Here is a 25,558-nt window from a genome sequence, read left to right as displayed (position 1 = left end):
ATGGAACAAGAATTAATCCGTCAAACGCCGCTGTGGGCTGAAAACTGGCCAATCGCCTATTCAGTTCTTCAAGCAATTGTGATCTTACTGGTTGTGGTATTGATCGCTGCGTTGATGTCTTTTATTGAACGTCGTTTACTCGGCTTGTGGCAAGACCGTTACGGTCCGAACCGTGTAGGTCCGGGCGGTATGTTCCAGATTGTTGCCGACATGCTGAAAATCATGTTCAAAGAAGACTGGACACCAAAATTTGCTGACAAATTGACTTTCCGTATGGCTCCAGCAGTTGCGATGGCAACTGCGGTGCTATCGTTCATGGTTATTCCTGTTTCACCTTATCTAGGTGTTTCAGACATGAGCATCGGTCTATTGTTCTTCATGGCAATGGCTGGTATTGCGGTATACGCAGTATTGTTCGGTGGTTGGTCATCAAATAACAAATACGCATTACTTGGTGGTTTACGTTCTGCTGCTCAAACCATTTCTTATGAAGTGTTCTTGGGTATTTCACTGATGGGTGTGGTTGCGATTGCAGGCTCATTCAACATGCGTGAAATTGTTGAAGCTCAACGTGATGTTTGGTTTGTTATTCCTCAGTTCTTAGGTTTCTTGATCTTCGTGGTTGCGGGTGTTGCGGTAACTCACCGTCATCCATTTGACCAACCAGAAGCAGAACAAGAATTGGCGGAAGGTTACCATGTCGAATACGGCGGTATGAAATGGGGTATGTTCTTCGTTGCGGAATACGTCAACGTAGTACTGATCTCTGCATTAATCGTGACTTTATTCTTCGGTGGTTGGTTAGCGCCTTTCAACCTAGATATTCCATTCATTCCAGCTGCATTCTGGTTCATTATTAAAACAGCATTCTTTGTAATGATGTTTGTCTTGGCTCGTGGTTCTTTAATGCGTCCACGTTATGACCAAGTGATGAACTTTGGTTGGAAAATTTGCTTGCCATTGGCGTTGGTTAACCTTCTGGTAACTGGTGCTGTGATTCTGATGAATCAGGCCTAAGACAGCAGGGAGAATAAAATGTTTAAATTTCTAGCTGGATTTGGGTCAATTGTACGTTCGTTGTGGATGGTATTCTCACACGCGACACGTAAACGTGACACCATTTTATATCCAGAGGTTAAAGCGGAAGACATCGTACCACCACGTTTCCGTGGTCGTATCGTGTTAACGCGTGACCCTGATGGTGAAGAGCGCTGCGTTGCATGTAACCTTTGTGCGGTTGCATGTCCAGTCGGCTGTATTTCACTACAAAAAGCTGAAAAAGAAGATGGTCGTTGGTATCCGGAATTTTTCCGTATCAACTTCTCACGTTGTATTTTCTGCGGTATGTGTGAAGAAGCATGTCCTACGACTGCGATTCAAATGACACCTGACTTTGAGTTAGGTGAGTATGTTCGTCAGGACTTAGTATATGAGAAAGAAAACCTTCTTATCTCAGGTCCTGGTAAATACCCAGACTATAACTTCTACCGCGTAACAGGTATGGCTGTTGCCGGTAAAGATAAAGGTCAGGCTCAACGCGAAAGCACACCAGTTGATGTACGGAGTCTATTACCATGATGTGGCCATTTTATTTGATGGCGCTTGTGGCCATCGTCTCTACCGTTCGTGTTGTAACTAACACGAACCCAGTACACGCTTTATTAAGCTTGATTATTTCTTTACTTGCAGTTGCAGGTATCTTCATGATCGTGGGTGCGCCGTTTGCCGGTGCCCTCGAAATTATCGTTTACGCTGGCGCAATCATGGTGCTATTCGTATTCGTCGTGATGATGCTGAATCTTGGTCAAAATACAGTTGAACAAGAAAGCAAATGGCTGACTTCTTCAGCGTGGGCATATCCTGCGTTGATGAGCTTCCTAATGGGTCTAATCCTTGTTTGGATGTTGAAGTCAGACTACACAACTGCTGGCACTGTCATGGGTGCTCAAGTTGTCGGTCCGAAAGAAGTGGGTACTTCACTCTTTACTCAGTACTTATTGCTGGTTGAAGTTGCTGCGATGTTATTGCTTGGCGCACTTGTCGCTGCATTCCATCTTGGCAAACGTGAGCCAGGTGCAGAAGAGGACAAAGAATAATGGGCAACATCCCTTTAGAACATGGTTTGATCGTTGCAACCATTCTTTTTGCACTGGGTTTTTACGGTGTGATGGTTCGACGCAACCTACTATTTATTTTAATGAGCCTTGAAATCATGATGAACGCTGCTGCTTTAGCGTTCGTTTTGGCAGGAAGCGCATGGGCACAGCCAGATGGTCAAGTGATGTTTATCTTGATCTTAACGCTTGCTGCAGCAGAGGCTTGTATCGGTCTTGCGATCGTCCTTCAGTTCTATCATCGCTTCCATCATCTGGATGTGGATGCTGCTAGTGAGATGCGCGGATGAGTTATTTATATTTAACAGTACTTTTCCCGCTAATTGGTTTTATCCTGTTGGCGGCAGGTCGTAAAAACCTTCCTGAATCAGTTGCTGCAATTATTGGTGCAGGTTCAGTTGGTCTTTCAGCTTTATTTGCATTAATTGCCGGTATCGACTTTGTTAATAATGGTTCAGTTGCAACAACTCAGCATCTTTGGACTTGGTTCAGTGCAGGTAACTTAGCACCGGGCTTCACGCTTCATTTAGATGGCTTATCATTATTGATGATGGGCATGATCACAGGTGTGGGTTTCTTAATTCACATCTTTGCAACATGGTACATGCGTGGCGAAGAAGACTTTGCACGTTTCTTCTCATACTTCAACCTATTCGTAGCAAGCATGCTGCTTTTAGTGTTGGGTGACAACTTAGCGTTGTTATTCTTGGGTTGGGAAGGTGTAGGTCTATGTTCATACCTATTGATTGGTTACTACTACCAAACACCTGCAAACGGTTTTGCTGCAATTAAAGCATTCACCGTGACACGTGTGGGTGACGTATTCTTACTGATCGCATTGTTCTTGATCTACCAACAATTCGGCACTTTAAACATTGCAGAAGTTGTAGCTGCTGCGCCAACAGTTTTGGCTCAGAGTTCTTCAATTGCGATTTGGACTGCATTGATGTTGTTCTTGGGGGCTGCAGGTAAATCTGCTCAGATCCCATTACAAACATGGTTGGCAGATGCGATGGCTGGTCCTACACCAGTATCTGCATTGATCCACGCAGCAACAATGGTAACAGCGGGTGTTTACCTATGTAGCCGTATGTTCAGCGTGTTTGAACAAGCGCCAGAAGTGATGATGTTCATCTCAATCACGGGTGCAGTGACATTGTTGGTAGCAGGCTTTGCTGCATTGGTACAAACAGACATCAAACGTATTCTTGCTTACTCAACTATGAGTCAGTTGGGTTATATGTTTATGGCTGTAGGTGCTGAAGCTTACCAAGCTGGTCTATTCCACATGCTGACTCACGCATTCTTCAAGGCATTATTATTCTTGTCTTCTGGTGCAGTGATTTTGGCTTACCATCATGAACAAAACATCTTCAAGATGGGTGGTCTATTCCACAAAAACAAATTCTTGTTTGCTTGTTTCGCGATTGGTGGCGGTGCATTGGCTGCGATTCCATTCATCACGATCGGCTTCTTCTCGAAAGATGCGATTCTTGGTGCGGTATGGGTGAAAGGTCAAGCAATAGCAGTTTATGACTGCTTGTACTGGACTGGTGTAGCAGGTGCGTTCTTAACTTCAATTTATACATTCCGTCTTATTTGGGTTGTATTCTTTGGTAAAGAAAACACGCCTTACCATGAAATCAAAGGTGTTACTTACTGGGGGCCATTGGCGATTCTTGCAGTGCTTTCAACTGGTTTAGCTTATGTATTAAAAGCACCAGTAACGAATATTTTAAATGCTGCACAAATCCCAGCGTTTAATATTCCAGAAGCGCTAGAACATGGTATGCATAGCGCTGAATACACAGCTGTTGGTATTGCACTTGCAGGTCTTGTAGTCGGTGTTGTTTTATTTGCATTTGCTTATGGTGCAGTGAAATCGTTCGCGAAAACTTCACTGGGCGCGGGTCTTGCAAATATCTGTCGTAATGCACTTGGTTTCGATGCTTTGTATAACATTGTTTTCGTTAAGCCTTATTTGCTACTGGCTAAAATCTTTGGTCGTGATCCAATTGACGGCTTATGGCTTGTATTGCCTGCACTTGTTAAAGGCGGTAATAGCTTTACAAGTTCACGTCAAACAGGTTCATTGCGTGAATACGCATCTAGTATGGCATTCGGTACGTTTGCATTACTATTGATCCTGGTCGTGATTCAGGTCGTGGGGAAATAAAATGGAAACTCCAAACAATTTAATTCTACCCGCTCTGATCCTTATTCCGTTCATTGCAGGTTTTGTATGCTGGCTTGTCGATAAACTCGACAAGCACTTACCACGCTATATTGCCTTAATTGGTATGCTATTAACGTTGGTGTTAACCGTCGTTTTATGGCAAAGCGGTACTTATAACTACGAGTTGGGTACACAAGCTCCACAGTGGGCCGCTCAATTTAACCTACCGTGGATTACCACTTTAGGGATTAACATTCACCTTGCGGTGGATGGTCTTTCACTGCTTATGGTAGGTTTAACTGCATTACTGGGTGTACTTGCGGTCGGCTGTTCATGGGGTGAGATTCAAAAGAACGTTGGTTTCTTCCACTTAAACCTACTGTGGTCTTTAGGTGGTGTGATCGGTGTATTCTTAGCGATTGACATGTTCCTATTCTTCTTCTTCTGGGAGATGATGCTGGTACCAATCTACTTCTTGATCGCACTTTGGGGTCATAAAGGGGCAGAAGGTAAGTCACGCGTTTACGCTGCAACTAAATTCTTTATCTATACTCAGGTTGCGGGTCTGATCATGTTGATCGGTATCTTGGGTCTAGTGGTTGTTGGCTTCCAACTTCACGGTCAAATCAGCTTTAACTATGACTTCTTGATGAGTGTTGCACACACTGTTGAGGCGAAAGCTCCAGCACTTGCCTATGCATTCATGATCTGTATGTTCATTGGTTTTGCGGTAAAACTTCCAGTTTTCCCATTACACGGCTGGTTACCAGATGCACATGCGCAAGCACCTACAGCGGGTTCTGTCGACCTTGCAGGTATCTTGATTAAAACTGCGGCTTATGGTCTTTTACGTTTCGTAATACCATTCTTCCCAGTAGCATCTGCTCAGTTTGCTGACATCGCGATCATTCTTGGTCTAATCGGTATTTTCTACGGTGCATGGTGTGCATTCCAACAAACAGACATGAAACGTCTGCTTGCGTACACATCTATTTCGCACATGGGCTTCGTACTTCTTGCCTTGTATGCAGGTAACATCCTGACATTCCAAGGCTTGATGATTATGATGCTGGCTCACGGTCTATCTTCTGCTGCATTGTTCATTATGTGTGGTCAGGTTTACGAACGTCTGCATACACGTGACATGCGTTTGATGGGCGGTATTCGTGGTCAGTTCCAATACCTTTCATTCTTCTTAATGTTCTTTGTTGCGGCACTTGTAGGTATTCCGGGTCTAGGTAACTTCATCGGTGAATTCCTGATCTTGATGGGTTCTTATGACAAGTTCCCTGTGTATACAATCCTTGCTGCAGTAAGCTTAGTATTTGCCGGTCTTTACGGTTTAATCCTGATCCACAAAGCGTTGTTTGGTACACCAAACGAAGAACAAAAACAGCATTACGCAAATCCGTTGAAAGACTTAAATGCGCGTGAAGTTGTGATTCTTTTAATCTGTGCTCTTGGTCTAGTATGGCTTGGTCTATTCCCACAAAGCTTCCTTGATATTTCAAATTCAAGCATGGCGTGGATTGCAAATAGCTATATCCCAGTTCAAGAAGTCGTTGATGTTGTGCAGCAGATTGCTGTACAACCTGAAAATGTGGAGATGCAATAAGCCATGGACTTCACAATGTCATTTTCTGAGCTTATGCCATTAGCTCCTGTGATGATCGTGGCTTTAACTGCGATCGTCGTGATGTTGCTAATTGCAATCAAGCGTAACCACAATTTAGTTGCAACGACTTCCGTTATCGGTCTGAACCTTGCAGCCTTTTATATTATTTTTGTTTTCGTTGCAGGGCAGTATGCACCTGCAAACGTAATGAATTTGTTCATCGTAGATCCATTTACGATGTTGTACCAATTCGTGATTTTGATTGCAGCACTTGCTTGCTGCACATTGTCACATGCGTATATCGAAACCTATAAAGATAACCGTGAAGAACTTTATATCTTGATGCTGTGCTCTGTAACAGGTGCATTGTTAATGGTTGCAAGTTCTCACTATGCGTCATTCTTTATCAGCCTTGAACTAATGTCGATTCCTGTATACGGCCTATTGGCTTATACACACCAACGTTCACAGTCGCTTGAAGCGGGTGTGAAATACTTGGTGCTTTCAGCAACTGCTTCTGCGATGTTGTTGATGGGTATGGCTTATGTATATGCGTACACAGGTACAATGGCATTCGTTGCTGAACCAGGCAAAATGTTCACAACATTCAGCCAACCGGGTGTAGTCCTTGGTCTTGCACTGATTGTTTTTGCTGTTGCATTTAAATTGTCTCTTGCGCCATTCCACAAATGGACACCAGACGTGTATGCAGGTGCGCCAGCGCCAATCGCGACATTCTTAGCGACTGTGGCTAAAGTGGCAATGATCGGTCTATTCGTTCGTTACTTCTTGGCTTCTGGCTTAATCCTTTCTGACAGCTTCATCACGATCGTGACCATCATTGCAGTATTGTCTATCCTTGCGGGTAACTTACTAGCAGTACGTCAAGTGAACTTGAAACGTATCCTTGCATACTCTTCAATCGCTCACTTTGGTTACTTACTTGTTGCGATTGTCAGTGCACGTAATACTGACTTTGTTCAAGTACAAGGCTTTGCAACATTCAGCAGCGTCAACGTCTATGTGATTACTTATGTATTAACAACGATTGGTGCGTTCGGTGTTGTGACACTGATGTCTAGCCCTTACAACAACAAAGACGAAGCAGGTAGCCTTGCGGAGTACCGTGGTTTGTTCTGGCGTCGTCCAGTGTTGACTGCAACACTGACTGTCATGATGTTATCTCTTGCAGGTATCCCATTAACAGCTGGCTTTATTGGTAAGTTCCTTGTGATCAAAACAGCGGTTGCTGGTGGTTCATGGTTCTTAGCTGCGATGGTGATCCTTGGTTCAGGTATCGGTTTGTACTACTACCTACGTGTGATGATTGTGATGTACATGACTCCACCGGAAAACCCACGTATCGATGCTGTCGATCATTGGGGTCAAAAAGTGGGTGGTATTATGGTGCTTGGCGCAGCTGCACTTGTGTTGTTGATCGGTGTATATCCAGATCCAATCATTGCAGTATCTCAAGTGGCATACTTTGCGATTTCACCTGAATTACAACAGTTCATTTTTAGCTTAATTCAGAGTGGTTTTAACTAATGAATTAAGCAATTAATTTGCTTATTACAAAAAAGCCTCCTGTAAAGGGGGCTTTTTTATTTTTATCATTTGTTAAATAGCTTTATAATGGTTGAAATTTTATCTTAACCTTTTAGGTGTTCTCCCGTGGCTATCCATGAAATCCGTCATCCGCTTATTCGACATAAACTCGGCTTACTTCGTCGTGCAGATATTAGTACTAAAAACTTCCGTGAGCTTGCTCAAGAAGTGACTATGCTTCTGACTTATGAAGCAACGAAAGATTTACCAATGGTCGATCATGAAATTGATGGTTGGAATGGTAAAGTAACTGTAGATCGTATTGCCGGTAAAAAAATAACAGTCGTACCGATTTTACGTGCAGGTATTGGTATGTTGGATGGTTTCTTAAACCTGATTCCAAGTGCAAAAGTATCTGTATTGGGTTTAGAGCGTGACGAAGAAACTTTAGAAGCGCGTACTTACTACAAAAAATTAGTACCAGACGTACAAAACCGTTTAGCCATGATTATTGACCCAATGCTTGCAACAGGTTCATCGCTCGTCGCTGCTATTGACGTTCTAAAAGCCAGTGGTTGTAAAGATATTCGTGTCATGGTGCTTGTAGCAGCTCCAGAAGGCATTAAACGTGTGAATGAAGCTCACCCAGATGTGACCATTTATACAGCATCTGTAGACCAAGGTTTAAATGAAAACGGTTATATCGTTCCTGGTCTTGGCGATGCAGGCGATAAAATTTTCGGTTCAGTTCAAAAAGAATAATTTTTGCATCATGAACAGAAAAGGGGCTTTTATAGCCTCTTTTTTATATACTAAAGACATTGGCATAAATGGAATAGGGTACTTTATGAAGTCCGAACAATATAAAGGTAAAGTTAAACAGTACAATCCTGAAAAGGGCTTTGGCTTTCTTTCATGCGAAGAAGGTGATGTATTTTTCCATATCTCTGACTTTCCCGCAGATGGTGTCGAACCAAAACGTAATGATCGCGTGAAATTTAATGTGGTGGAAAATGGTGATCGTTATAAGGCCATTAACATTGAGCGTGAAGAAGACAAATCTGCAAAAGCTAAAAAATCTAAAGTCGTGGCAAATAACCAGTCGATTACTTCAGCATTGCTTTCAAATTTGCGTAAATAATGTAATTTTAAGATTTCTTTGAAATCGAAAGAGGTCTATAGGGCCTCTTTTTTTATTATCATAAGAGCATTAAAAGAAAAGATGATAGACAATTTTTATGTTTAAAGAGGGGAAAATCAAAAGCTATAACGTTGAGCGCGGCTTTGGATTTATACAACAAGATCAAGCAAAGGATTTATTTTTTCATATTCGTGATTTTCCTAGCCGACACATCGAACCACGTGTTGGAGAAAATCTTAAATACAGGATTGAAGAAGATCAAGGTAAATTTAAAGCTGTAAATATCATCCGTTTAGATTTGAAAAAAGAGCAGTCCACTCATGAACAGATAAATCCGTCATTTGAATCAATGACAGATCGAGTGAACGATCAAGTTACTCGTCACGATATAGCCAAAGGCACAGTTTGGGGCAGTAAAATCATCAGCATGATTGGACTCATTGTGATTCTAGTTTTAGCTGTGGCCGTCTATAGTAAATATCAGCAGTACCAAGAACAGAAGCAACAACATTTACAACAGCTCATGCAAGAAAATGAAAACATCGTAAAAGAACAACGTAAAGCTCAGGGGGATTTACCCGATCGGGTGCTGTCTGAGCAAGGTGAAAAAAATCTATATGGCACAGGTTCAACGCAAGCTCAGTCTGGTGTTCAAGACACTGCGCAGGCACCTTCTTCAAGTGATACGCCAAGGGCAGAAGAAAAAGCTCAGTTTAGTTGTGATGGACGACAGCATTGCAGTCAAATGCGCTCAAGAGATGAAGCTCAGTGGTTTATTAAGAATTGTCCAAACACGAAGATGGATGGTGATAATGACGGTATTGCTTGTGAGAATGATTCTAGGTGGTAATGGAAGCATTCACAAAAAAAGCGCCATTAGGCGCTTTTTTATTTATACAGATTTTTCACAAAATTGCATAAAGGCTTTGAGCCCTGGTCCTTGGTATTTCTGACGATGTACCAACATGAATAATGGACGGGCAAGTTGCCAGAACGGTGTATCTAAAACCACCAATTGACCTTTTTCACGTAAAGGCTCAATCGCCAGTTTAGAAATACATGACATACCAAGACCACCTGCCACGATTTTTAAAATGGCTTCGTTATGACCCAAGGTTAAACGAATATTGGCATCTGGCAGGTCTTTTAAAATTGCGTTGTCAAATACTTCACGTGTGCCTGAACCTTCTTCACGTAAGATCCATTCCACGTTATCAAAGTCAGCTGCAGTGAGTGCACGATCCAACTTCGCTAAAGGGTGCTCTGGTGAACAGCACACGGCAAGTTCATCGTCACGCCAGTGAATACATTGCAACTGTGGCAGATGGCATGAACCTTCAATTAAGGCCAAATCCAACTGAAATTGGTTTACCGCTTCAATCATTTGGCGGGTATTGCCGACTTGAAGTTGTAAATGTGCTTGAGGTTGAATTTGTAAGAAATCTGCCATGAGGTCTGGCATCAAGTAGTCACTGATGGTCAGGGTCGCGCCCAAACGTAGATCAATACTTTGTAGTTCGCCTTTGGCTGCTTGTTCAAAAGCTTCACAGCGCCCTAAAATTTCCAAAGCTTGTGGCAATAAAAAACGACCCAAGTCATTCAATTGCAAGCGTTTACCAAGTCGGTCAAACAGTGGAGCACCGAGACCATCTTCGAGGTCTGCCAATGCCATACTTGCTGCACTTTGAGTAAGTTTGACAGCATCACTGGCTTTGGTAACGGTACCTTCTTGAGCGACTGCTACAAAAACAGCCAACTGGCGTAAAGTCATGCGCATGAATCAGGCCTTAACATTTAAAAAATATTAATAAATTATGCTGTCATGCTAACATGAGCACAGTCTGTCACGCCACGTTCAAATCATGTCAATTGAAAAATTTAGCTTAGAAAAGGTTTTATCTGTACACCGTTGGACCAATACTTTGTTCAGTTTTACCATGACACGCCCTGCACATTTTAAATTCACCGCTGGTCAGTTCGCACGAATTGGCTTGAAAGTGGGCGATGAATTGGTGGTTCGTGCCTATTCTGTGGTGTCGTCACCCTTTGATGAAACTTTAGAGTTTTTCTCTATCGTCGTTCCAGATGGTGCGTTTACCTCGAATTTACAGCATCTACAAGTGGGTGATGAGCTGTATTTAGAAAAAGTCCCTTATGGCTTCCTTACCTTGGCACGTTATCAGTTGCCATTGCCGAAGGACTTATGGCTGTTGGGGACAGGAACGGGTCTTGCACCATTTTTATCAATGCTACAAGACTTTGAAACGTGGTCTAAATACGAAAAAATTAATCTAGTCTACAGTGTGCGTACCGTATCAGAATTGGCTTATATCGAGCGTATTCAAGAAATCGCCGAGACCTTTGGTGAAGGGCATACGGGTTTTAAATTTATACCTATTGTGACACGTGATCCAAATGCACCGCTGCATGATCGTTTACCAGTTTTAATTGAAAATGGCGAGCTAGAACAGGCGGCGGGCTTAGCGTTTAATGTGGAAACGACGCATGTCATGTTGTGTGGTAATCCACAAATGGTTGATGACACCAAGGCAGCATTAAAGGCGCGTGGTTTGACCATGAACCGCCGTGGTGAAGGTAATATTGCTGTAGAAAACTATTGGTAAGGTGCCATGAAAAAAGCTCATCGATGGATGAGCTTTTTTTATTTTTGAAAACTAAATACGTTTTGATGTTAATGCAGAATTTTATTTAAGAACTGCTGCGCTCGTTCACCACGAGGGGCATTAAAGAAATCATCTTTACTGCAGTCTTCCACAATTTTTCCTTGATCCATAAAGATCACACGGTCCGCAACCTGACGCGCGAAGCCCATCTCATGGGTTACACACATCATGGTCATACCTTCTTTGGCAAGACCCACCATCACATCAAGTACTTCGTTAATCATCTCTGGATCAAGTGCCGAAGTCGGTTCATCAAACAGCATGGCAATCGGGTCCATACTGAGCGCACGTGCAATCGCAACACGTTGTTGCTGTCCACCTGATAACTGTGCCGGGAATTTAGCGGCATGCGCACTCAAACCCACACGATCTAAATAAGCCAAGCCTTTTTTCTTGGCTTCGGCTTCTGATCGGCCCAAGACTTTAACCTGCGCAATGGTCAGGTTTTCTGTAATGGATAAATGTGGAAACAGTTCAAAGTGCTGGAACACCATACCAACACGACTACGCAATTTATTTAAATCGGTTTTTGGGTCATTAATGGAAATACCGTCGACTAAAATCGTACCGGCCTGAAAAGGCTCAAGTCCATTAACGGTTTTAATGAGCGTTGATTTACCTGAGCCAGAGGGCCCACATACCACAACCACTTCACCTTGTTTAATTTGACTCGTGCAATCGGTAAGCACTTGAAAATCTTTATACCATTTACTGACATTTTGGAGGTCAATCATCGTTTTTTGATCGGTCATACACTTAACCTCCGTTGTAATTTTTTAACTGAATAGGTAGCGATCATACTAATAGTGAAATACACCAAACCAGCAAACAGAATGTATTGAGTTAACAATGACATAAGGTCGCCTCGAACATAGTTGGTGCGGAAAAAGTCTAACAGTCCGATGGCATAAACCATGGTTGAATCTTGGAACAGAATGATGGTTTGTTGTAAGAGAAGTGGCGTCATTTTGCGAAAAGATTGCGGCAAAATAATTAAGCGCATTGCTTGGCTATAACTCATACCGAGAGCATAAGCTGCAGAAGTTTGACCTTTAGGAATTGATTGAATCCCGGCACGGACAATCTCTGAAAAGTAAGCCGCTTCAAATAGCATGAAGGCCACGATACTCGAAACGAGGGCAGTATCAATCGTTAGATAGTTACCGGTGATCCCTGTGTAGATAAAGGGTACGGCAAAGTAGAACCACATCAGCACCAAGAGCAAAGGAATAGAACGAAAGAGGTTCACATAGCCTTTAGCAAAAATATTAAATGCCTTAATCGAGGACAGGCGCATCAACGCCAATAAAGTCCCAATAAAGACACCACCAATGGTTGCCGTGATCACCACTTTGAGTGTGATGCTGAAACCATGCCATAGCGCAGGGCCAGACGCTTGGAGGTCTTGAATAAAAGAACTGAGCCATTCCATTATTTATCTCCTGCAATTAAGCCAGGAACGCGTAGGCGTTTTTCCAGAAAATTCATGAAACCAATTAAACAGATGTTGATCACGATGAAAATAATGGTGACGTAGGTATAAATTTCGATGGTGTTTTGCGTGTATTCACTGATGGTTTTCATCTGTGAAATGATTTCTGCAACACCGACCAAAGACGCAACTGAGGTGTTTTTGACACAGTTGGTCAACTCAGAGCTCAGTGGTGGCAAAATCGTGCGGAACGACTGCGGTAAGATCACATAGCGATAAAGTTGAGTCGTGCTAAATCCCATGGCATAACCAGCATTGGTTTGCCCCAAAGGAAGCGCTTCAATACCTGTCCTGACTTGTTCACAGACCCGTGCAGCTGTAAAAAGACCCAAACCGACACTTGCAGAAATTAAGGCGGTCGTATTTGCTCCAAGGTCATTCATCCACCAGCTTTTAATCGCAGCAGGGAGGAAGTTAGGTACAACATAGAACCAAATAAACAGTTGAATCAATAAGGGTACATTTCGGAAAATAGTCACGTAGGCAGTACCAATACCTCGTGCTACAGGACTCGGTAGGGTACGCATAATACCCAAGATGCTGCCGAGCACCATCGCAATGCTCCATGCCACCAAAGCGATGACAAACAGCCAGCCGATTCCAATTAAAATCCAATTCAGGTAGGTCGAATCACCTACACCAGTAGATTGGAACAGCACACCCCAATTCCAGCTATAATTCATAGGAACTCCCTATAATGAGCTTAAGCCAAAATCCGTTTGGCTTAAGCATCTTTAGAATGTTTAGGGAAAGTTATTCGTCACGGTCATGTGGATTGCTAATCAATGCTTTTAATTGATCAGACATCGGGAAATTCAAATTGATATTTTTTGGTGGAATTGGCGTTTGGAACCATTTTTTATACATGTCATTGATTTCACCAGAGCTATAGGTCGCTTTGATTGCATCATCAACCACTTGTTTAAAGCCAGTATCGCCTTTACGTAGCATACAACCATAAATTTCTTGAATCGGTGCTGTACCCACGATTTCCCATTTATTTGGATCTTTGGCTTTCGATTTTTCACCCGCCAGCAAAATATCATCCATCATAAATGCCGCTGCACGACCATTTTGTAGCATGAGGAAAGACTCAGCGTGGTCTTTGGCAGAAATGACTTCACCAATACCTAACTCTTTTTCATGTTGACGAATATAACGCTCAGATGTAGTTCCTGCCGTGGTGACTAATTTTTTACCTTTAAGGTCAGCGAAGTCTTTAATCCCAGAGTCTTTTGCAGTAAGTAAGCGTGAACCCACTTCAAAGAAACCTGTTGAGAAATCAACTTGTTGTTGGCGTTCTTTATTGTTGGTGGTTGAACCACACTCTAAATCGACGGTGCCATTAGAAACTAATGGAATTCGGTTTTGGCTGGTCACTAAGTTATAACGGATTTTTAAATCGGGAAGATTTAATTGTTTTTTTACTGCTTCAACTACTTTTAATTGAAGATCATGTGCATAACCCACAGGTTGGTTTGGATTATCTGCGATATATGAAAATGGAATCGATGAATCGCGATAGCCTAAAACAATCGTGCCCGATTTTTTGATCTTATCTAAAGTCCCTGAGTCAGAAACAGCAGCTTCACTTCCTGCAGCTTTATCCGTTGTAGGTGCTTTATTGTCACTACATGCGCTAAGCCCTAAAGTGAGCGCACTTGCACAGAACAAAGTTGCTAAATGTTTTTTTGACGTCATCGTTAAAACTCCTTTTACCCTGATTTAATATCCACTTTTTATGATCTTGTTACGTATTTAGTTTTATTGCTCTGTTTTTAAGAATGTTTCAACAATAAAAAAGAGATCATTTTCTACATCTTAGGTGATAAATCGAACAAGGCTCAAGCAAAATTTATTGCCGAATTGTTACTAAGAAATGGGATAAGTTATGAAGATTTTTTATAAGTAAATTTGTTATAAGCGATTGAATATTAAATGAATTACATTTATTGTGAAATAGATAATGAAAATAAAAGGGCATAAAAAAACCTCCAAATGGAGGTTTTCGGGATTAAACTTTAGTTTAATCTCCGTGTTAATGCACAAACATATCCATAAATTCACGAATTTCTTGAATCGCTGTGTCTACGTCGGAAGTCAACCAAGTCGGTTCAAAAAAGCCAGCATAATGCTCCAGTCGATCTTGGGGAACAACTAAGCGAATCGGGCATTCTTCTTCGAGCAAGCGCCAAGGAATAATAGGCACTTCATTATCTAAAAAAGCCGCAATATTTCGAATATCAATCACCATCGCATTGATGCATTCAGGGAATGGCATCACTGAAAACTCTTCAGTACGTCGGCGGAAATATTCCAAATCACCCCATTTCAACACATAACTTGGCTTACTAAATTCAATAATGCCAATAAGATGCTGATCACGAGTGTAATGAAGGGAACATTGATGAGTGACGTCAGTGTCAAGATCAAGCGTTACACCTTGTTGATGGTACGCCATAGATTTGATAACAGGTGAAAAATAAGGTGCATGATTATAGCTCATTTCATTCATCAAAAGCAGAGAATTCCATCTAGCTCAAAAAAGCATTTATTTTTGCAACACTTGATACTCTGAAAATGAATACGATTGAAATGGTACATTCATTTCATGCTCCGATATTTTTACCTTAGCGATTGATTTTAAATCTAAAAATCAGTCATCTATTTAAACAGCAAGACGGATGTAAATTGAACTGATCTTTCAAGTTACATGTTTTCACGGATTGTAATTGTTCTTCACACAACAAAGGATATTGTATTGTTAGTATAAAAAGTGAACGACGAACAACAAAATAGCGAGGGGAATATGACACACGATTTTAATAAACCGCCCCATACCACCAGCGCAGAAGAAACAACACAAAAAAAACGTATCCCAGTGTATATGCTAATTTTAGTGGGTATCTTCTTAATCGCGTTATTGTTTTATATGTTTGCAGATATGAAACCGTCTGCTTCGGATGCACCACCTGATCATCCTGCACCGAATGCACAAACTGCAACTGCCAATGATACGACTAGCGGTACAGCGGGGGATGAAGCTGTTGCCAATGATTCAAATACTGCAACTGCGACAGATCATTGATGATAAATACATGAGTCAGATTTACATGATTGCAAGATCTGAACCTTAAGCATCTCATCAGAATGACACAAATAAAGCCTTGGTTATGCCAAGGCTTTTTTACATTCAATTGTGAGCTTTTGTTGGAGTTATGCATACTTTGGTTGATTAAAAAATACGCAAAAACTAAGGTGGAAAAGAAAGCTCAAGTTTAAAGCACCAATGCTGTGTGATATCGCGGCATACGTAAAAATGCACATAACAACAGATCATGTATAACAATGAGGGCGAACGTATGAATGATTATCTGGGTGGTCCGCGTGGCCGTTTTGATGCCATGTATTATTGGGAACAGTTTCACCCCATTTTAAGTGCAGTAGCAATTCTCCTGATTGGTTGGGTCATTGCTTTATTGATTGCTGCTGGCGTCAAAAAAGTTCTGCAACAATTAGGTACAAATCAAAAACTTTCAAATGCAACTGGGCACCGTTCCAATGTTGAAAATATAGTCTCCAGAGTAGTGTTCTGGATTATTTTGATCATTGCCGTCATTGGTGCGCTCAATGTGCTGAATTTGACCAGTGTCAGTGGCCCATTCAGTAATATGATTCAGCAGTTCTTGTTATTTATTCCACAGCTTTTGGCTGCGGTAGCTGTAGGTTTTATTGGTTGGATCGTGGCAAGTTTGGTCAAAGTCGGTTCAAAGAAACTGCTGGATAAAACCCAACTCGATGAAAAACTCAGTTCTGAGGTTGGCGTCAGCCCAATCAGTCAAAATATCAGTGAAATAGTGTATTGGCTAATCTTGTTACTTTTCCTACCGATTGTTTTATCGATCTTGGGTTTGAATGGTCTCTTGTTCCCAATCCAAAATATGGTCACTGAAGTTGTTTCTTATCTTCCCAATATCTTTATTGCCGGTGTCATCGTCTTTGTGGGTTATATTTTGGCGAAGATTGTACGAGGTATCGTGGAAGGCTTGGTGAACAGTTTGAGTTTGCAGCAGCAAGTCGAAAAAGTGGGCATGTTTAAAAACGCAAAACTTGCTCAAGTTTTGGGTAATTTTGTCTTTGCTATAGTCATTATCACTGCATTAATTGTGGCTTTCGAAGCACTTGGTATCGAGGCGATTTCTCAGCCTGCAACAGCCATGTTACATGAGATCATGTATGCGATACCGAACATCATTGCCGCAGGTTTAATCTTAATCTTGGCCTATGTGGTGTCACGCTTTGTAGCGCGTCTAGTTGTGGATGTGATCTCGGGTACAGGTGTTGATACTGTGCCAGAAAAATTAGACATTCAACGCTTTTTGGGCAAAACCAAAGTGTCGGATGTTGTCGGTTGCCTCATTGTATTTTTCACAATGTTGTTTGCGGTATCTGAAGCTGCTAACCGTTTAGGCTTTGAGCAAATCAGTGCCTTAATTGCGATGTTTATCCAGTTCGGTGCAAGTATTTTACTTGGTGCTGTAATCTTGGTGGTGGGTTTCTGGCTTGCCAATATTGTGGCAAATGTGGTGCAACGAGGGGAATATAACAGTTCACGTTGGTTAGGTAATTTGGTCCGTGTGCTGATTATGGGCTTGGTTGTAGCCATGGGCTTGCGTGCCATGGGTATTGCCGACTCGATCGTGAATTTGGCCTTTGGTTTAACGCTTGGTGCGGTTGCAGTTGCTTTCGCTTTGGCCTTTGGTTTAGGTGGTCGCAATCCGGCGGAACGATTGTTATCAGATCTTATTGATAAAGCAAAACGTGAAGCCAACGAACCGAATCCAGTACAGGAACAGGCGAAGGCAAAAACCACCTTTAATACGCCTACATCGTCTGCAGCGAGTCCAACGCCATCAACATCTGTGATGACTTCTGAAGTGAAAACCGATGATGGCTATCCAAACATTCAACAGGCTGCTCCCGGTGTCAGTGAAAAAGAAACGGCCACGCCAGATCAGTTGGATGTAAACCCAAGTGATCAACCACAAAATAATCCATTTGGATCGACAGGCGAGGCTGAAAATTCGGCACCTTTAACCCCGCCAAAACCAGATGATCCAAATTAAACTATTCTGTCTTTAAAAAAATCGGCCACGCTTAAGTGGTCGATTTTAATGCTTTATAAGGAATATTGTATGGCAAAAGCACCGAATAAATTTTTAGCCCCAGTGATTATTGCAGGGATCACGGTGGGTTTTTTGGCAAGCGCACGACGCTTTATTTTTGCAAAACCAAAACGCACTAATTTGGAGCAGGCAGAACAATCACCGCCAAAAAAGTGAAAAAATTATACCAATCAGTCCAAAAATAATGATTGAAATTTACTCGAAAATTGGTATTTTAAGTAATAGTGATATATAGAATATTACTTAAAATATAAAAACTTAGGATTCATATTGCTGTCATGAATGACACTTATGATCCGTGCAAAGGAATGGCAAAATGGGGGTAATTTCAATGCTCAATACTTTAGTATCGACACTCAAACAAACCGCAAGCGTGCAACCACAACATATTTCAGTTGCCGTTGAAAAAATGGATATGACAATTCAACGAACTTCGTCGTCGTCAGTATCATTATTTAAAACCGACTATCTTGAATAAGTCAGATCGGGCAAGAAAAAGGGCTGAATGAATCAGCCCTTTTTTTATGCAGAGATCTTCTGCAGGTTATATTTAATTAATTCTATGTCGAGATCAGACGTATTCAGAAGCTGCATGTGCAGAAGCCCATGCCCATTGGAAATTGTATCCACCTAAATGACCTGTTACATCAAGTACTTCGCCAATAAAGTACAAGCCTTTCTGTTTTTTACTTTCCATGGTTTTTGATGAGACTTCAGTGGTATCCACACCACCGAGTGTAACTTCAGCAGTACGGTAACCTTCAGTGCCTGATGGCTTCACTTCAAAGCTTTCTAAACGGCTTGCAATAAGTTCTAGTTTTTCATCACTAATATTGCCAATGGCTAATTCAGCTTGTTCAGGCCAAATCAGATTTTGTAATTCTATAACTACACTTTTCGGTAAGTGTTCATTGAACAGTGTACGCAGTAACACTTTGGGTTGACTAGATTTCTTAGATTTGAGGAAATCTAAAACATCTAAAGCTGGAAGGAAATTGATATTAAAGCGTTGGCCGACATCCCAGTAGTTTGAAAGCTGCAATGAGCTTGGGCCACTTAAACCACGGTGAGTAAAGAGTAGAGCCTCAGTAAAACTGTTTAACTCATTCGATAACGTGGCTTCAACAGCATTGCCGCTCAAGCGTGTGGTGACTTCTTTAAAACTATCGGAGAAAGTGAAGGGTACTAAGCCAGCGCGAGTGGGGTAGACAGAATGACCAAATTGTTTGGCAATCTCATAGCCAATTCCTGAACCACCTAAAGTAGGAATAGAAAGACCACCAGTGGCAATAACCACCGATTCTGCTTCAAAATAGCCTAGATTGGTTGCCACTTGAAAGCCTTGTTCTGGCAAGGCATTGACTGCTTTTACTTCACAGTTGGTTTTAATATCCACCAAGCCTGTTTTGTCACATTCTGCCAATAGCATGGCGAGAATTTCTTTTGCACCATTTTGGGTAAATAACTGCCCATGTTTGCGCTCTTCGTACTCAATGCCATATTCGCAGACCATACCAATGAAGTCCCAGTTGGTATAGCGAGTTAATGCCGAAATAACAAAGTGCGGATTATGTGAAATATAATTTTCTGGTTCGACATACAAATTGGTGAAATTGCATTTACCGCCGCCAGACATTAGGATTTTTTTGCCAACTTTATTAGCTTTTTCAACCACCAAAACTTTGCGTCCACGCTGCGCCGCTTTATATGCCGTCATTAAGCCTGATGCACCAGCACCTAAAACAAGGACATCATATTGATTTTGCGACATGGTAAGTTTCCGCATGGAAGAAAGGACGCAGGATTATACGCTTTTTAGCGCTTCGGTTGAACCTTTCAAGCGACCTTGTAGGCCACCAGTATGGATCACTAAAACACGCTGATGGTTTGTAATCTGACCCCGCTCAATCATGCCGAAAATACCTCGCAGCATTTTAGCCGTATAAACCTGTTCTAATGGGATCGCATAGCGTTGTTCAAAGTCCTGCATAAACTCTAAAAGTTCCAGCGTTGTTTTGGCATAGCCACCACAGCAAAATTCATCACTGATGCTCCAATTGGTTTTCTGTGTCAACTGAGCAACATCGTCGCAAAGAAAATTGCCTTTGAGCGCTGAAAAACCTAGAACATGTTGATGTTCAGCACTGGCTTCAATCAAGCCCGTTATGGTTCCACCTGTACCGACTGCACAGCAGATGAGATCAAAATTTTGTTGATTTTCGTGATTTAAGATTTCCGTACAGCCACGGATAGCCAACGCATTGGTTCCACCTTCAGGAATGACATAATGTTCGGGATATTGCTGTCGTAATTGCGCTAAAGCGTCAGCTTGTTTCTGTTCACGATACTTTTGGCGTGTGACAAAACTGAGCTGCATACCAAACCGTTCGGCGGTGGCTAAAGTAGGATTTCGGGCTTGATGTTGTAATTCTTCCCCACGGATGATGCCTAGACTACCGAATCCAAATAAATGTGCAGCAAATGCAGTGGCTGCAATGTGATTTGAATAAGCACCACCAAAGCTAAGCACCTGTTTAAAGCCTAATTTCTGCGCCTCAATAAAATTATATTTGAGTTTATAAAATTTATTGCCTGATATTTGTGGGTGTACCAAGTCCAAACGCTTAATACACAAATCAACCCCTTGATATTGAATAGTCTGCTCAGGAATGGCGTGGGCGATAGATTCAAACATGTTGGTGATCGTTATCTTGGTGGTTAGAGTTCAAATAGGTAGGCATTGTAAAACGGGAGCTGCAGAAGATGAAATCCTTTGCATCTTGTTCTATTCATCTTTACTTAAAGCACTTCACTACTAGCATCCGCTAACTAGCAACATCAACTAACTAGCAACATCAACGGAGGTGACGACAGACATACCGGGTCTTAAGTTTTCTAAACCTTGTTGATTAGGATCAATTGCAATTTTCACGGCAATGCGTTGCACGACTTTGGTGAAATTTCCTGTAGCATTGTCAGGTTTCAATACACTAAATTCAGAACCAGCCGCAGGGGAGATTTGCTCAACTTTGCCGTAAAATTTTTGATGTTTCATACCATCGACGCTGAACCAAGCTTTTTGACCAATATGCATATCTGCAATTTGCGTTTCTTTAAAGTTAGCAGTCACCCAGCGCTGCTGTGGAATTAAATACATCAGTTGAGAGCCTGCAGCAACATATTGACCAATACGCGGGCTGACTTCACCAAGCTGACCATCCATAGGTGCCACAATCGTGCTGTAGTCTTTAGTGGTCACTGCCTGATCAAATTGTGCTTTGGCACTATTCACTTGCGCTTTAAGCCCTGTCGCTGCAACTTGTGCAGTTTTGAATGATTCTTTGGCAACTAGTAAATTGGCTTCTGCTTGATGAAGTTGGGCCAAACTATTTTTAGCGTCTGCAATCGCTTTATCTTGTTCTGATTTCGATGCAGCGCCAGTATTGCCGAGTTGTTGGTAGCGCGTCATTTGTGCAAGAGCTAATTCATAGGCCGCACGTGATTGGTCCACTTTCGCTTCGGCTGCCGTAATATCTGCTCTGCGTTGTTCAATGGCTTGACTTTGATTGGCAAGAGAGTTCTGTGCTTGTTCCACCCCAGATTCAGCCTGTGTGACTTTTTGATCATAGGTCGTTGCATCGATATGCATAAGCACTTGACCTTTTTTCACATGATCAAAATCCGTCACCAAAACATCTTTCACATAACCATTAATTTGTGATGAAAGCACCGTGGTTTTGCCTTTGACATAGCTATTTTCAGTCGACTCGATACTGTTATGAAATGGACCAATCCGCCACGCCCATAAGATCAGTGCAATCCCCAACAAGAGGATAATCAACATGAAAATCAGGGTGCGCTGCGGCGTAGAAATAAGCTTGCTCGATGGCGCAGGCATAGCGGTTGCTGTTTGTGGTTGCTGCGGTGCTGCTTGCTCAGTGGGTTTATGGTCTTCGGTCATGGTGTTCTCAATATCAATTAGGTCATTTGGCGGTTGCTTATGTTGTTTAAGTCGGGAAAATTTTAGCTACTATCCGTGCGTTGCTGTTGGCGTAATTGATATTTATTTTTGCCCATCAGCAATAAACCCCAAAGCAACAATAAAACGGCGAATATGCCATTTAAAAAAATCACATCGTTATAGGCTCGAACTTGGGCTTCTCGTGTGATGGTTTGATTAAGGCTACGTATGGCTTGTTGTTGGTCTAAATTGGGGTCTAAAGAATATTGATGCGCACTTTGCGCCAATTGTTGTAGGCGCTGTTCGACTATAGGGGAGGTTTGCGATAAATCATTATAAATCTGTGCCTGATAGGTTTGAGTACGCATTTGCTGATAGGTCGAAAAGAACGATGATCCGACCAGTCCCCCAAAGGTTTGCGTTGCAGAAAACAGCACGATAAACGTCACCATGTGAGATGGGCCTTTTTGCAAAGCACTGACAATGCCTGTAAGCAAAAGTGGGCCAATAAACATGCCACTGGCAAAGCCCACCAAAAACTGACTCCAATAAAAATCATGCGGTCGAACATCACTGGTCAGGTGGTAATCCAGCGCACAGGCAAAGAGCACGAGACCTGCTGCACCAAGCAGATGAAGCACGATTTTTTCTTTGGAAAAGGTCAGGGCACTAAACACTGTACCTAAGACAATCCCAATCAGCACGACGGTATAAAAGGAAACAAATTGGTCGGGTCCCATGCCCATGGTTTTCAAAAAATTCACGGCCGCATAGCTTTGTTCAGACATGAGAAAGCGAATGGCAAAGGCACCGATAATAAAACTCACGGTCGACGATGTTCCGAGCCAGCGTGTGACAATCAGGGGATTGACCCGAAAATGTTCATAGGTCAGACCGACAACTAAAAGAATCAAAGCGGCGATGAGTACATAGGCCAACCATTCAGCCTCAAACCACCAAAGAATCGGGCCTTGAGTCAACACGATACATAGCAAAGCAAAGCCGGGTGCTAATAATGCAAAGGTGAATAAATCTTGCTTTTCAAACACCTCGATTCTTAGACTTCGTGGCAATTTAAGAGAGACCACCATCGCCAAACAACATAAGGCTAGACCTAATTCAAAGGTGTAAAAAATAGACCAATCATTTACATCGACCAGATAGGGCGACATGATCCATGCCAGCGGAATCCCCAACTGCTGAAAGCCCAAGGCTAGATAAAGCCCACGACCAAAATGAGCACGTTTAAACGCTTGCATGATGTAATACATCCCAAGTGAACTGAGTGGAGCTGCAAGTAAGCCGCTAATCACCCGTGCAAAAATTGCCATTTCATAGGTATGGACAAATAAATGCAGCAGCATCACCGCGATAAATAAGACCAAACCAATTTCTGAAAATAGCCTAAGTCCATATTGTTGACGGGCTTTAAATAAGATCAGGTTGGAGCTGACATTGGCCATAACAAATGCCGCGGGGATCCATGCCGCTTCTGAAGGCGTTAAGCCATATTCACCTTGTAGAAGGGGTAAATTTGCCGTAATGAATCCATTACTTAAGCTGCCCGAGATCGCAACAAATAAACCGATAAAGAAGTATAAAAAACGCTTATAGGTCGGATGTGCAATGGCAGCGGGAGAGCCGGGCAGGGTCGGTTTTTCTTCGGGTGTCCAATCCGGAGCAGGTTCCAATAAACGTGGAGATTTGGACATGACGTATTACCCGCAAATACCATGTAGTAAAAACTCCACGGCACGTTTGGCGAGTTTTTCCTGATCTGCTTCGGTATGGCCTTGCAAAGCTGCACGCAAAATAGAGGTGACCATGGCATAGTCCGCCGGTTTAAAGTCTGCTCGACAGCGACCATTTTGAATGGCCTGATCAATCATCGGTTGTAATATGGCATCACGTCGTTGGTATATTTCAACCATGGCAGGATCATCCCGATCGATCACACGCCAATATTCCATTAAAGCCGTGAGATAGGGAATATTATAAATATGGTCTTGAATGAGGCGAATAAATCCATCATCGAACTGTGCATAATTAAGCGCACGCTGTTCAAGTCGGTTCAAGGCAGCTTGCATTAAGGCGAGTACCAACTCACGACGGTCATTAAAATTACGATAAAACGTCGCACGTCCAACTTGAGCCTGATCCATGATGAGTTGTAAAGGCGCATTGATCCCGTGAATACGGAATACCTCAATCGCAGCTTCTAAAAGGATTTCACGATTTTGTGCAGCGAGTTGTTGACGTGTGGACATTATTCTTTGGCATCATCATTTTAAATTTATCTTGCTATTAAACGGACAAAAGTGTCCGAAGTAAAATCGTATTCGATAGCAGTTTTGTAACTTGTCTGCTATGTAGTTTTAATAAAATGAATAAATTATTTATTTTTAAAGGAAAAATATTAATATCTACATGAATTTTCATCCGCATTGGTAAGATCTTTGAGACATAATTCCTGACAATTGACCCTAAATCGGCAGATAAATAAGGTGAATATCTACACAAAAATGCTATGCTGAATTTATAAACAAGATAATTATAAAAATGGAGGGCATTCAATGCGCAAATTAAGTCGGGCTGTGCTGCCTATGCTGTGCCTGTGCAGTTTTTGGATGGTTGGCTGTGATACGACTGACGAATTGCATCGTCCTCAAAATGAACATCGCACTATGATCATTGGCGGTGTCCCTGTAAATGACCATGACTATAAATTACCGCGTGACGATGTTGCACTCAATGAAGCCGCCGCAGATGACGATTAGCACATTGGTGCATAAAAAATAGGGTGGACATACTGTCAGTACACGGTAGTGAGACGTGACATGTAAAGAGTCACAGATGCAGTGTGCTACGTCAGATGTGTGAACATTTTGAAGTAGACGTCTTACTTCTGCAGTTTAGTTTGTTGGATTAAAGCCTTACAAACATTTAAAAAGGCTCTGTACTCGCCCAGTATGCCCGAACTGGAATGAACCGTGGTTCAAATGACTAAATCAGGTCAATCTATCAGGTCAATTTGCCAATTGGATGCCTGAATTTCTAAATTATTTTGTCTAAGTTGCTGACTAATGCTATCGGCCTGTTTCTGTAAATCTGCCACTGCAATGGTTTTAATCCAACGGATTTCACTCGAGCTATAACGACCATTTTCACGGCGTGAGCTGTCGATTGCTTGTTGCAAGATTCGATGCTGCTGGGTCAATAAATCACGTTCATTGAGCACTGAAAGCATGCAGCGTCCTGAACTGGTTTTAGCCTGTGCGTTGGTGGCGTGAATCTTTTCAATTAAGCCATAAAGTTCTGTATTTACGGCAAATGCTTCTTGAATTAAAGCATTCGGTTCTTCGCTAGGTGCATCACCTTCTTGAATGAGCACGTTGTTATTGATTCGTTGTTGCAGCGATGCCAATTTAGTTTGTAAGTCACTGCGTAAAAGTAGGGCTTCGGCTAATTTCATTGTCTTGATATTAATTTGTACTTTTAGCGATCATGCGATGGATTAATGCGGTATTCAAGTTATTTATAGTGAAAAATTTGGTCAATTGAATGATTCCTTGCAAATTATAGGGAGAAATTCAGAGTTTCTCTCGGTAAAATTGCCTCGAAATTATATGTAAGCGGTGTAA

At 42.0% G+C, this 25,558-nt stretch carries 28 protein-coding genes; 16 read left to right on the top strand and 12 right to left on the bottom strand.

The annotated features are described in order from the left end of the window. From nuoH to FTU64_RS04635, 10 genes are all read left to right on the top strand, one after another. Positions 1–1,017 carry an NADH-quinone oxidoreductase subunit NuoH gene (gene nuoH / locus FTU64_RS04680; RefSeq protein WP_078191100.1) on the top strand — a complete coding sequence of 339 codons (1,017 nt, stop codon included), beginning with the start codon at positions 1–3 and terminating at the stop codon, positions 1,015–1,017. An 18-nt stretch (positions 1,018–1,035) separates the two neighbouring features. Then, on the top strand, positions 1,036–1,578 hold the full coding sequence (gene nuoI / locus FTU64_RS04675) for an NADH-quinone oxidoreductase subunit NuoI (RefSeq protein WP_078191099.1): 543 nt from the start codon (positions 1,036–1,038) through the stop codon (positions 1,576–1,578). Beyond that, positions 1,578–2,096, top strand: coding sequence for an NADH-quinone oxidoreductase subunit J (nuoJ, locus tag FTU64_RS04670; RefSeq protein ID WP_171262661.1), 519 nt, complete (start codon positions 1,578–1,580; stop codon positions 2,094–2,096). Before nuoI ends, nuoJ begins: the two co-directional genes overlap by 1 nt. Next, positions 2,096–2,404 carry an NADH-quinone oxidoreductase subunit NuoK gene (gene nuoK, locus FTU64_RS04665; RefSeq protein ID WP_067665227.1) on the top strand — a complete coding sequence of 103 codons (309 nt, stop codon included), beginning with the start codon at positions 2,096–2,098 and terminating at the stop codon, positions 2,402–2,404. Before nuoJ ends, nuoK begins: the two co-directional genes overlap by 1 nt. Then, complete coding sequence (gene nuoL / locus FTU64_RS04660) at positions 2,401–4,290, top strand: NADH-quinone oxidoreductase subunit L (RefSeq protein WP_180059312.1); 1,890 nt, start codon at positions 2,401–2,403, stop codon at positions 4,288–4,290. Before nuoK ends, nuoL begins: the two co-directional genes overlap by 4 nt. Before the next feature lies 1 nt (position 4,291). Next, on the top strand, positions 4,292–5,905 hold the full coding sequence (gene nuoM, locus FTU64_RS04655) for an NADH-quinone oxidoreductase subunit M (RefSeq protein ID WP_078192291.1): 1,614 nt from the start codon (positions 4,292–4,294) through the stop codon (positions 5,903–5,905). Between the two features lie 3 nt (positions 5,906–5,908). Further along, a complete protein-coding gene (gene nuoN / locus FTU64_RS04650; protein WP_078191095.1) occupies positions 5,909–7,453 on the top strand; it encodes an NADH-quinone oxidoreductase subunit NuoN in 1,545 nt (514 codons plus the stop codon). Positions 7,454–7,579: 126 nt separating this feature from the next. Then, positions 7,580–8,215 carry a uracil phosphoribosyltransferase gene (gene upp, locus FTU64_RS04645; RefSeq protein ID WP_180009325.1) on the top strand — a complete coding sequence of 212 codons (636 nt, stop codon included), beginning with the start codon at positions 7,580–7,582 and terminating at the stop codon, positions 8,213–8,215. Positions 8,216–8,300: 85 nt separating this feature from the next. After that, entirely contained in the window at positions 8,301–8,594 is a 294-nt protein-coding gene (locus tag FTU64_RS04640) for a cold shock domain-containing protein (protein WP_168378567.1), read from the top strand. A gap of 97 nt (positions 8,595–8,691) precedes the next feature. Further along, positions 8,692–9,444, top strand: a complete 753-nt coding sequence (locus FTU64_RS04635) for a cold shock domain-containing protein (RefSeq protein WP_180059311.1) — start codon at positions 8,692–8,694, stop codon at positions 9,442–9,444. A 42-nt stretch (positions 9,445–9,486) separates the two neighbouring features. On the opposite strand, the gene gigC is transcribed toward FTU64_RS04635, so the two are convergent. After that, a complete protein-coding gene (gene gigC / locus FTU64_RS04630; protein WP_078191091.1) occupies positions 9,487–10,371 on the bottom strand; it encodes a LysR family transcriptional regulator GigC in 885 nt (294 codons plus the stop codon). A gap of 85 nt (positions 10,372–10,456) precedes the next feature. Between gigC and FTU64_RS04625 the strand changes: the two genes are divergently transcribed. Beyond that, the gene (locus FTU64_RS04625; protein WP_180025850.1) at positions 10,457–11,218 is read left to right on the top strand and encodes a ferredoxin--NADP reductase; all 762 of its coding nucleotides are present in this window, start codon (positions 10,457–10,459) and stop codon (positions 11,216–11,218) included. Positions 11,219–11,286: 68 nt separating this feature from the next. On the opposite strand, the gene FTU64_RS04620 is transcribed toward FTU64_RS04625, so the two are convergent. The 5 genes from FTU64_RS04620 to FTU64_RS04600 all read right to left on the bottom strand — a co-directional run bounded on the left by FTU64_RS04620 (position 11,287) and on the right by FTU64_RS04600 (position 15,231). Then, positions 11,287–12,030 carry an amino acid ABC transporter ATP-binding protein gene (locus FTU64_RS04620; RefSeq protein WP_373886569.1) on the bottom strand — a complete coding sequence of 248 codons (744 nt, stop codon included), beginning with the start codon at positions 12,028–12,030 and terminating at the stop codon, positions 11,287–11,289. Beyond that, positions 12,027–12,710, bottom strand: coding sequence for an ABC transporter permease subunit (locus tag FTU64_RS04615; RefSeq protein ID WP_180059310.1), 684 nt, complete (start codon positions 12,708–12,710; stop codon positions 12,027–12,029). Before FTU64_RS04615 ends, FTU64_RS04620 begins: the two co-directional genes overlap by 4 nt. Next, entirely contained in the window at positions 12,710–13,453 is a 744-nt protein-coding gene (locus FTU64_RS04610) for an amino acid ABC transporter permease (RefSeq protein WP_168378571.1), read from the bottom strand. The genes FTU64_RS04615 and FTU64_RS04610 overlap by 1 nt, the downstream gene beginning before the upstream one ends. Before the next feature lie 70 nt (positions 13,454–13,523). Beyond that, positions 13,524–14,471: a transporter substrate-binding domain-containing protein gene (locus FTU64_RS04605; RefSeq protein WP_180004747.1), complete on the bottom strand. Its 948-nt coding sequence runs from the start codon at positions 14,469–14,471 to the stop codon at positions 13,524–13,526. Positions 14,472–14,808: 337 nt separating this feature from the next. Next, the gene (locus tag FTU64_RS04600; protein WP_078191199.1) at positions 14,809–15,231 is read right to left on the bottom strand and encodes a hypothetical protein; all 423 of its coding nucleotides are present in this window, start codon (positions 15,229–15,231) and stop codon (positions 14,809–14,811) included. A 348-nt stretch (positions 15,232–15,579) separates the two neighbouring features. On the opposite strand from FTU64_RS04600, the gene FTU64_RS04595 reads away from it, so the two are divergent. The 4 genes from FTU64_RS04595 to FTU64_RS04580 all read left to right on the top strand — a co-directional run bounded on the left by FTU64_RS04595 (position 15,580) and on the right by FTU64_RS04580 (position 18,434). After that, positions 15,580–15,858, top strand: a complete 279-nt coding sequence (locus tag FTU64_RS04595; protein WP_078191085.1) for a hypothetical protein — start codon at positions 15,580–15,582, stop codon at positions 15,856–15,858. A 274-nt stretch (positions 15,859–16,132) separates the two neighbouring features. After that, on the top strand, positions 16,133–17,896 hold the full coding sequence (locus tag FTU64_RS04590) for a mechanosensitive ion channel (protein ID WP_180055539.1): 1,764 nt from the start codon (positions 16,133–16,135) through the stop codon (positions 17,894–17,896). A 69-nt stretch (positions 17,897–17,965) separates the two neighbouring features. Beyond that, a complete protein-coding gene (locus FTU64_RS04585) occupies positions 17,966–18,112 on the top strand; it encodes a hypothetical protein (RefSeq protein WP_180059309.1) in 147 nt (48 codons plus the stop codon). A 160-nt stretch (positions 18,113–18,272) separates the two neighbouring features. Beyond that, a complete protein-coding gene (locus tag FTU64_RS04580; protein WP_180059308.1) occupies positions 18,273–18,434 on the top strand; it encodes a hypothetical protein in 162 nt (53 codons plus the stop codon). A gap of 93 nt (positions 18,435–18,527) precedes the next feature. Here FTU64_RS04580 and FTU64_RS04575 read toward each other — a convergent pair whose 3' ends face one another. The 5 genes from FTU64_RS04575 to FTU64_RS04555 all read right to left on the bottom strand — a co-directional run bounded on the left by FTU64_RS04575 (position 18,528) and on the right by FTU64_RS04555 (position 24,184). Beyond that, positions 18,528–19,727 (bottom strand): NAD(P)/FAD-dependent oxidoreductase, encoded by a 1,200-nt coding sequence (locus FTU64_RS04575; RefSeq protein ID WP_180059307.1) that lies wholly within the window; start codon positions 19,725–19,727, stop codon positions 18,528–18,530. Positions 19,728–19,760: 33 nt separating this feature from the next. Beyond that, positions 19,761–20,651 (bottom strand): 1-aminocyclopropane-1-carboxylate deaminase/D-cysteine desulfhydrase, encoded by an 891-nt coding sequence (locus FTU64_RS04570; protein WP_180004752.1) that lies wholly within the window; start codon positions 20,649–20,651, stop codon positions 19,761–19,763. A 147-nt stretch (positions 20,652–20,798) separates the two neighbouring features. After that, a complete protein-coding gene (locus tag FTU64_RS04565; protein WP_180025846.1) occupies positions 20,799–21,917 on the bottom strand; it encodes an HlyD family secretion protein in 1,119 nt (372 codons plus the stop codon). Positions 21,918–21,979: 62 nt separating this feature from the next. Beyond that, on the bottom strand, positions 21,980–23,629 hold the full coding sequence (locus FTU64_RS04560) for an MFS transporter (protein ID WP_180059306.1): 1,650 nt from the start codon (positions 23,627–23,629) through the stop codon (positions 21,980–21,982). Positions 23,630–23,635: 6 nt separating this feature from the next. After that, positions 23,636–24,184 (bottom strand): TetR/AcrR family transcriptional regulator, encoded by a 549-nt coding sequence (locus FTU64_RS04555; protein WP_180059305.1) that lies wholly within the window; start codon positions 24,182–24,184, stop codon positions 23,636–23,638. 306 nt (positions 24,185–24,490) lie between these two features. On the opposite strand from FTU64_RS04555, the gene FTU64_RS04550 reads away from it, so the two are divergent. Beyond that, entirely contained in the window at positions 24,491–24,694 is a 204-nt protein-coding gene (locus tag FTU64_RS04550; protein WP_078192274.1) for an NF038215 family lipoprotein, read from the top strand. Between the two features lie 236 nt (positions 24,695–24,930). Here the strand turns inward: FTU64_RS04550 and FTU64_RS04545 are convergent, their stop codons facing one another. Further along, positions 24,931–25,389 (bottom strand): DIP1984 family protein, encoded by a 459-nt coding sequence (locus FTU64_RS04545; protein ID WP_168378581.1) that lies wholly within the window; start codon positions 25,387–25,389, stop codon positions 24,931–24,933. Positions 25,390–25,558 lie beyond the last annotated feature (169 nt).

Source organism: Acinetobacter sp. YH12128, assembly GCF_013418655.1.
Lineage (GTDB): Bacteria > Pseudomonadota > Gammaproteobacteria > Pseudomonadales > Moraxellaceae > Acinetobacter > Acinetobacter amyesii.
The sequence above is the reverse complement of the archived record's forward strand: the minus strand, read 5'-3'. Positions and strand labels throughout refer to the sequence as shown.

Coding starts and splice junctions, on each gene's coding strand:
- FTU64_RS04580 (WP_180059308.1), top strand. CDS start 18,273: ATGGGGGTAATTTCAATGCTCAATACTTTAGTATCGACACTCAAACAA.
- nuoJ (WP_171262661.1), top strand. CDS start 1,578: ATGTGGCCATTTTATTTGATGGCGCTTGTGGCCATCGTCTCTACCGTT.
- FTU64_RS04590 (WP_180055539.1), top strand. CDS start 16,133: ATGAATGATTATCTGGGTGGTCCGCGTGGCCGTTTTGATGCCATGTAT.
- FTU64_RS04595 (WP_078191085.1), top strand. CDS start 15,580: ATGACACACGATTTTAATAAACCGCCCCATACCACCAGCGCAGAAGAA.
- nuoI (WP_078191099.1), top strand. CDS start 1,036: ATGTTTAAATTTCTAGCTGGATTTGGGTCAATTGTACGTTCGTTGTGG.
- FTU64_RS04555 (WP_180059305.1), bottom strand. CDS start 24,184: ATGTCCACACGTCAACAACTCGCTGCACAAAATCGTGAAATCCTTTTA.
- FTU64_RS04585 (WP_180059309.1), top strand. CDS start 17,966: ATGGCAAAAGCACCGAATAAATTTTTAGCCCCAGTGATTATTGCAGGG.
- FTU64_RS04565 (WP_180025846.1), bottom strand. CDS start 21,917: ATGACCGAAGACCATAAACCCACTGAGCAAGCAGCACCGCAGCAACCA.
- FTU64_RS04640 (WP_168378567.1), top strand. CDS start 8,301: ATGAAGTCCGAACAATATAAAGGTAAAGTTAAACAGTACAATCCTGAA.
- FTU64_RS04615 (WP_180059310.1), bottom strand. CDS start 12,710: ATGGAATGGCTCAGTTCTTTTATTCAAGACCTCCAAGCGTCTGGCCCT.
- nuoL (WP_180059312.1), top strand. CDS start 2,401: ATGAGTTATTTATATTTAACAGTACTTTTCCCGCTAATTGGTTTTATC.
- FTU64_RS04625 (WP_180025850.1), top strand. CDS start 10,457: ATGTCAATTGAAAAATTTAGCTTAGAAAAGGTTTTATCTGTACACCGT.
- nuoN (WP_078191095.1), top strand. CDS start 5,909: ATGGACTTCACAATGTCATTTTCTGAGCTTATGCCATTAGCTCCTGTG.
- FTU64_RS04545 (WP_168378581.1), bottom strand. CDS start 25,389: ATGAAATTAGCCGAAGCCCTACTTTTACGCAGTGACTTACAAACTAAA.
- nuoM (WP_078192291.1), top strand. CDS start 4,292: ATGGAAACTCCAAACAATTTAATTCTACCCGCTCTGATCCTTATTCCG.
- FTU64_RS04610 (WP_168378571.1), bottom strand. CDS start 13,453: ATGAATTATAGCTGGAATTGGGGTGTGCTGTTCCAATCTACTGGTGTA.
- FTU64_RS04605 (WP_180004747.1), bottom strand. CDS start 14,471: ATGACGTCAAAAAAACATTTAGCAACTTTGTTCTGTGCAAGTGCGCTC.
- nuoK (WP_067665227.1), top strand. CDS start 2,096: ATGGGCAACATCCCTTTAGAACATGGTTTGATCGTTGCAACCATTCTT.
- FTU64_RS04620 (WP_373886569.1), bottom strand. CDS start 12,030: ATGACCGATCAAAAAACGATGATTGACCTCCAAAATGTCAGTAAATGG.
- FTU64_RS04635 (WP_180059311.1), top strand. CDS start 8,692: ATGTTTAAAGAGGGGAAAATCAAAAGCTATAACGTTGAGCGCGGCTTT.
- FTU64_RS04575 (WP_180059307.1), bottom strand. CDS start 19,727: ATGTCGCAAAATCAATATGATGTCCTTGTTTTAGGTGCTGGTGCATCA.
- FTU64_RS04600 (WP_078191199.1), bottom strand. CDS start 15,231: ATGGCGTACCATCAACAAGGTGTAACGCTTGATCTTGACACTGACGTC.
- FTU64_RS04560 (WP_180059306.1), bottom strand. CDS start 23,629: ATGTCCAAATCTCCACGTTTATTGGAACCTGCTCCGGATTGGACACCC.
- gigC (WP_078191091.1), bottom strand. CDS start 10,371: ATGCGCATGACTTTACGCCAGTTGGCTGTTTTTGTAGCAGTCGCTCAA.
- nuoH (WP_078191100.1), top strand. CDS start 1: ATGGAACAAGAATTAATCCGTCAAACGCCGCTGTGGGCTGAAAACTGG.
- FTU64_RS04550 (WP_078192274.1), top strand. CDS start 24,491: ATGCGCAAATTAAGTCGGGCTGTGCTGCCTATGCTGTGCCTGTGCAGT.
- FTU64_RS04570 (WP_180004752.1), bottom strand. CDS start 20,651: ATGTTTGAATCTATCGCCCACGCCATTCCTGAGCAGACTATTCAATAT.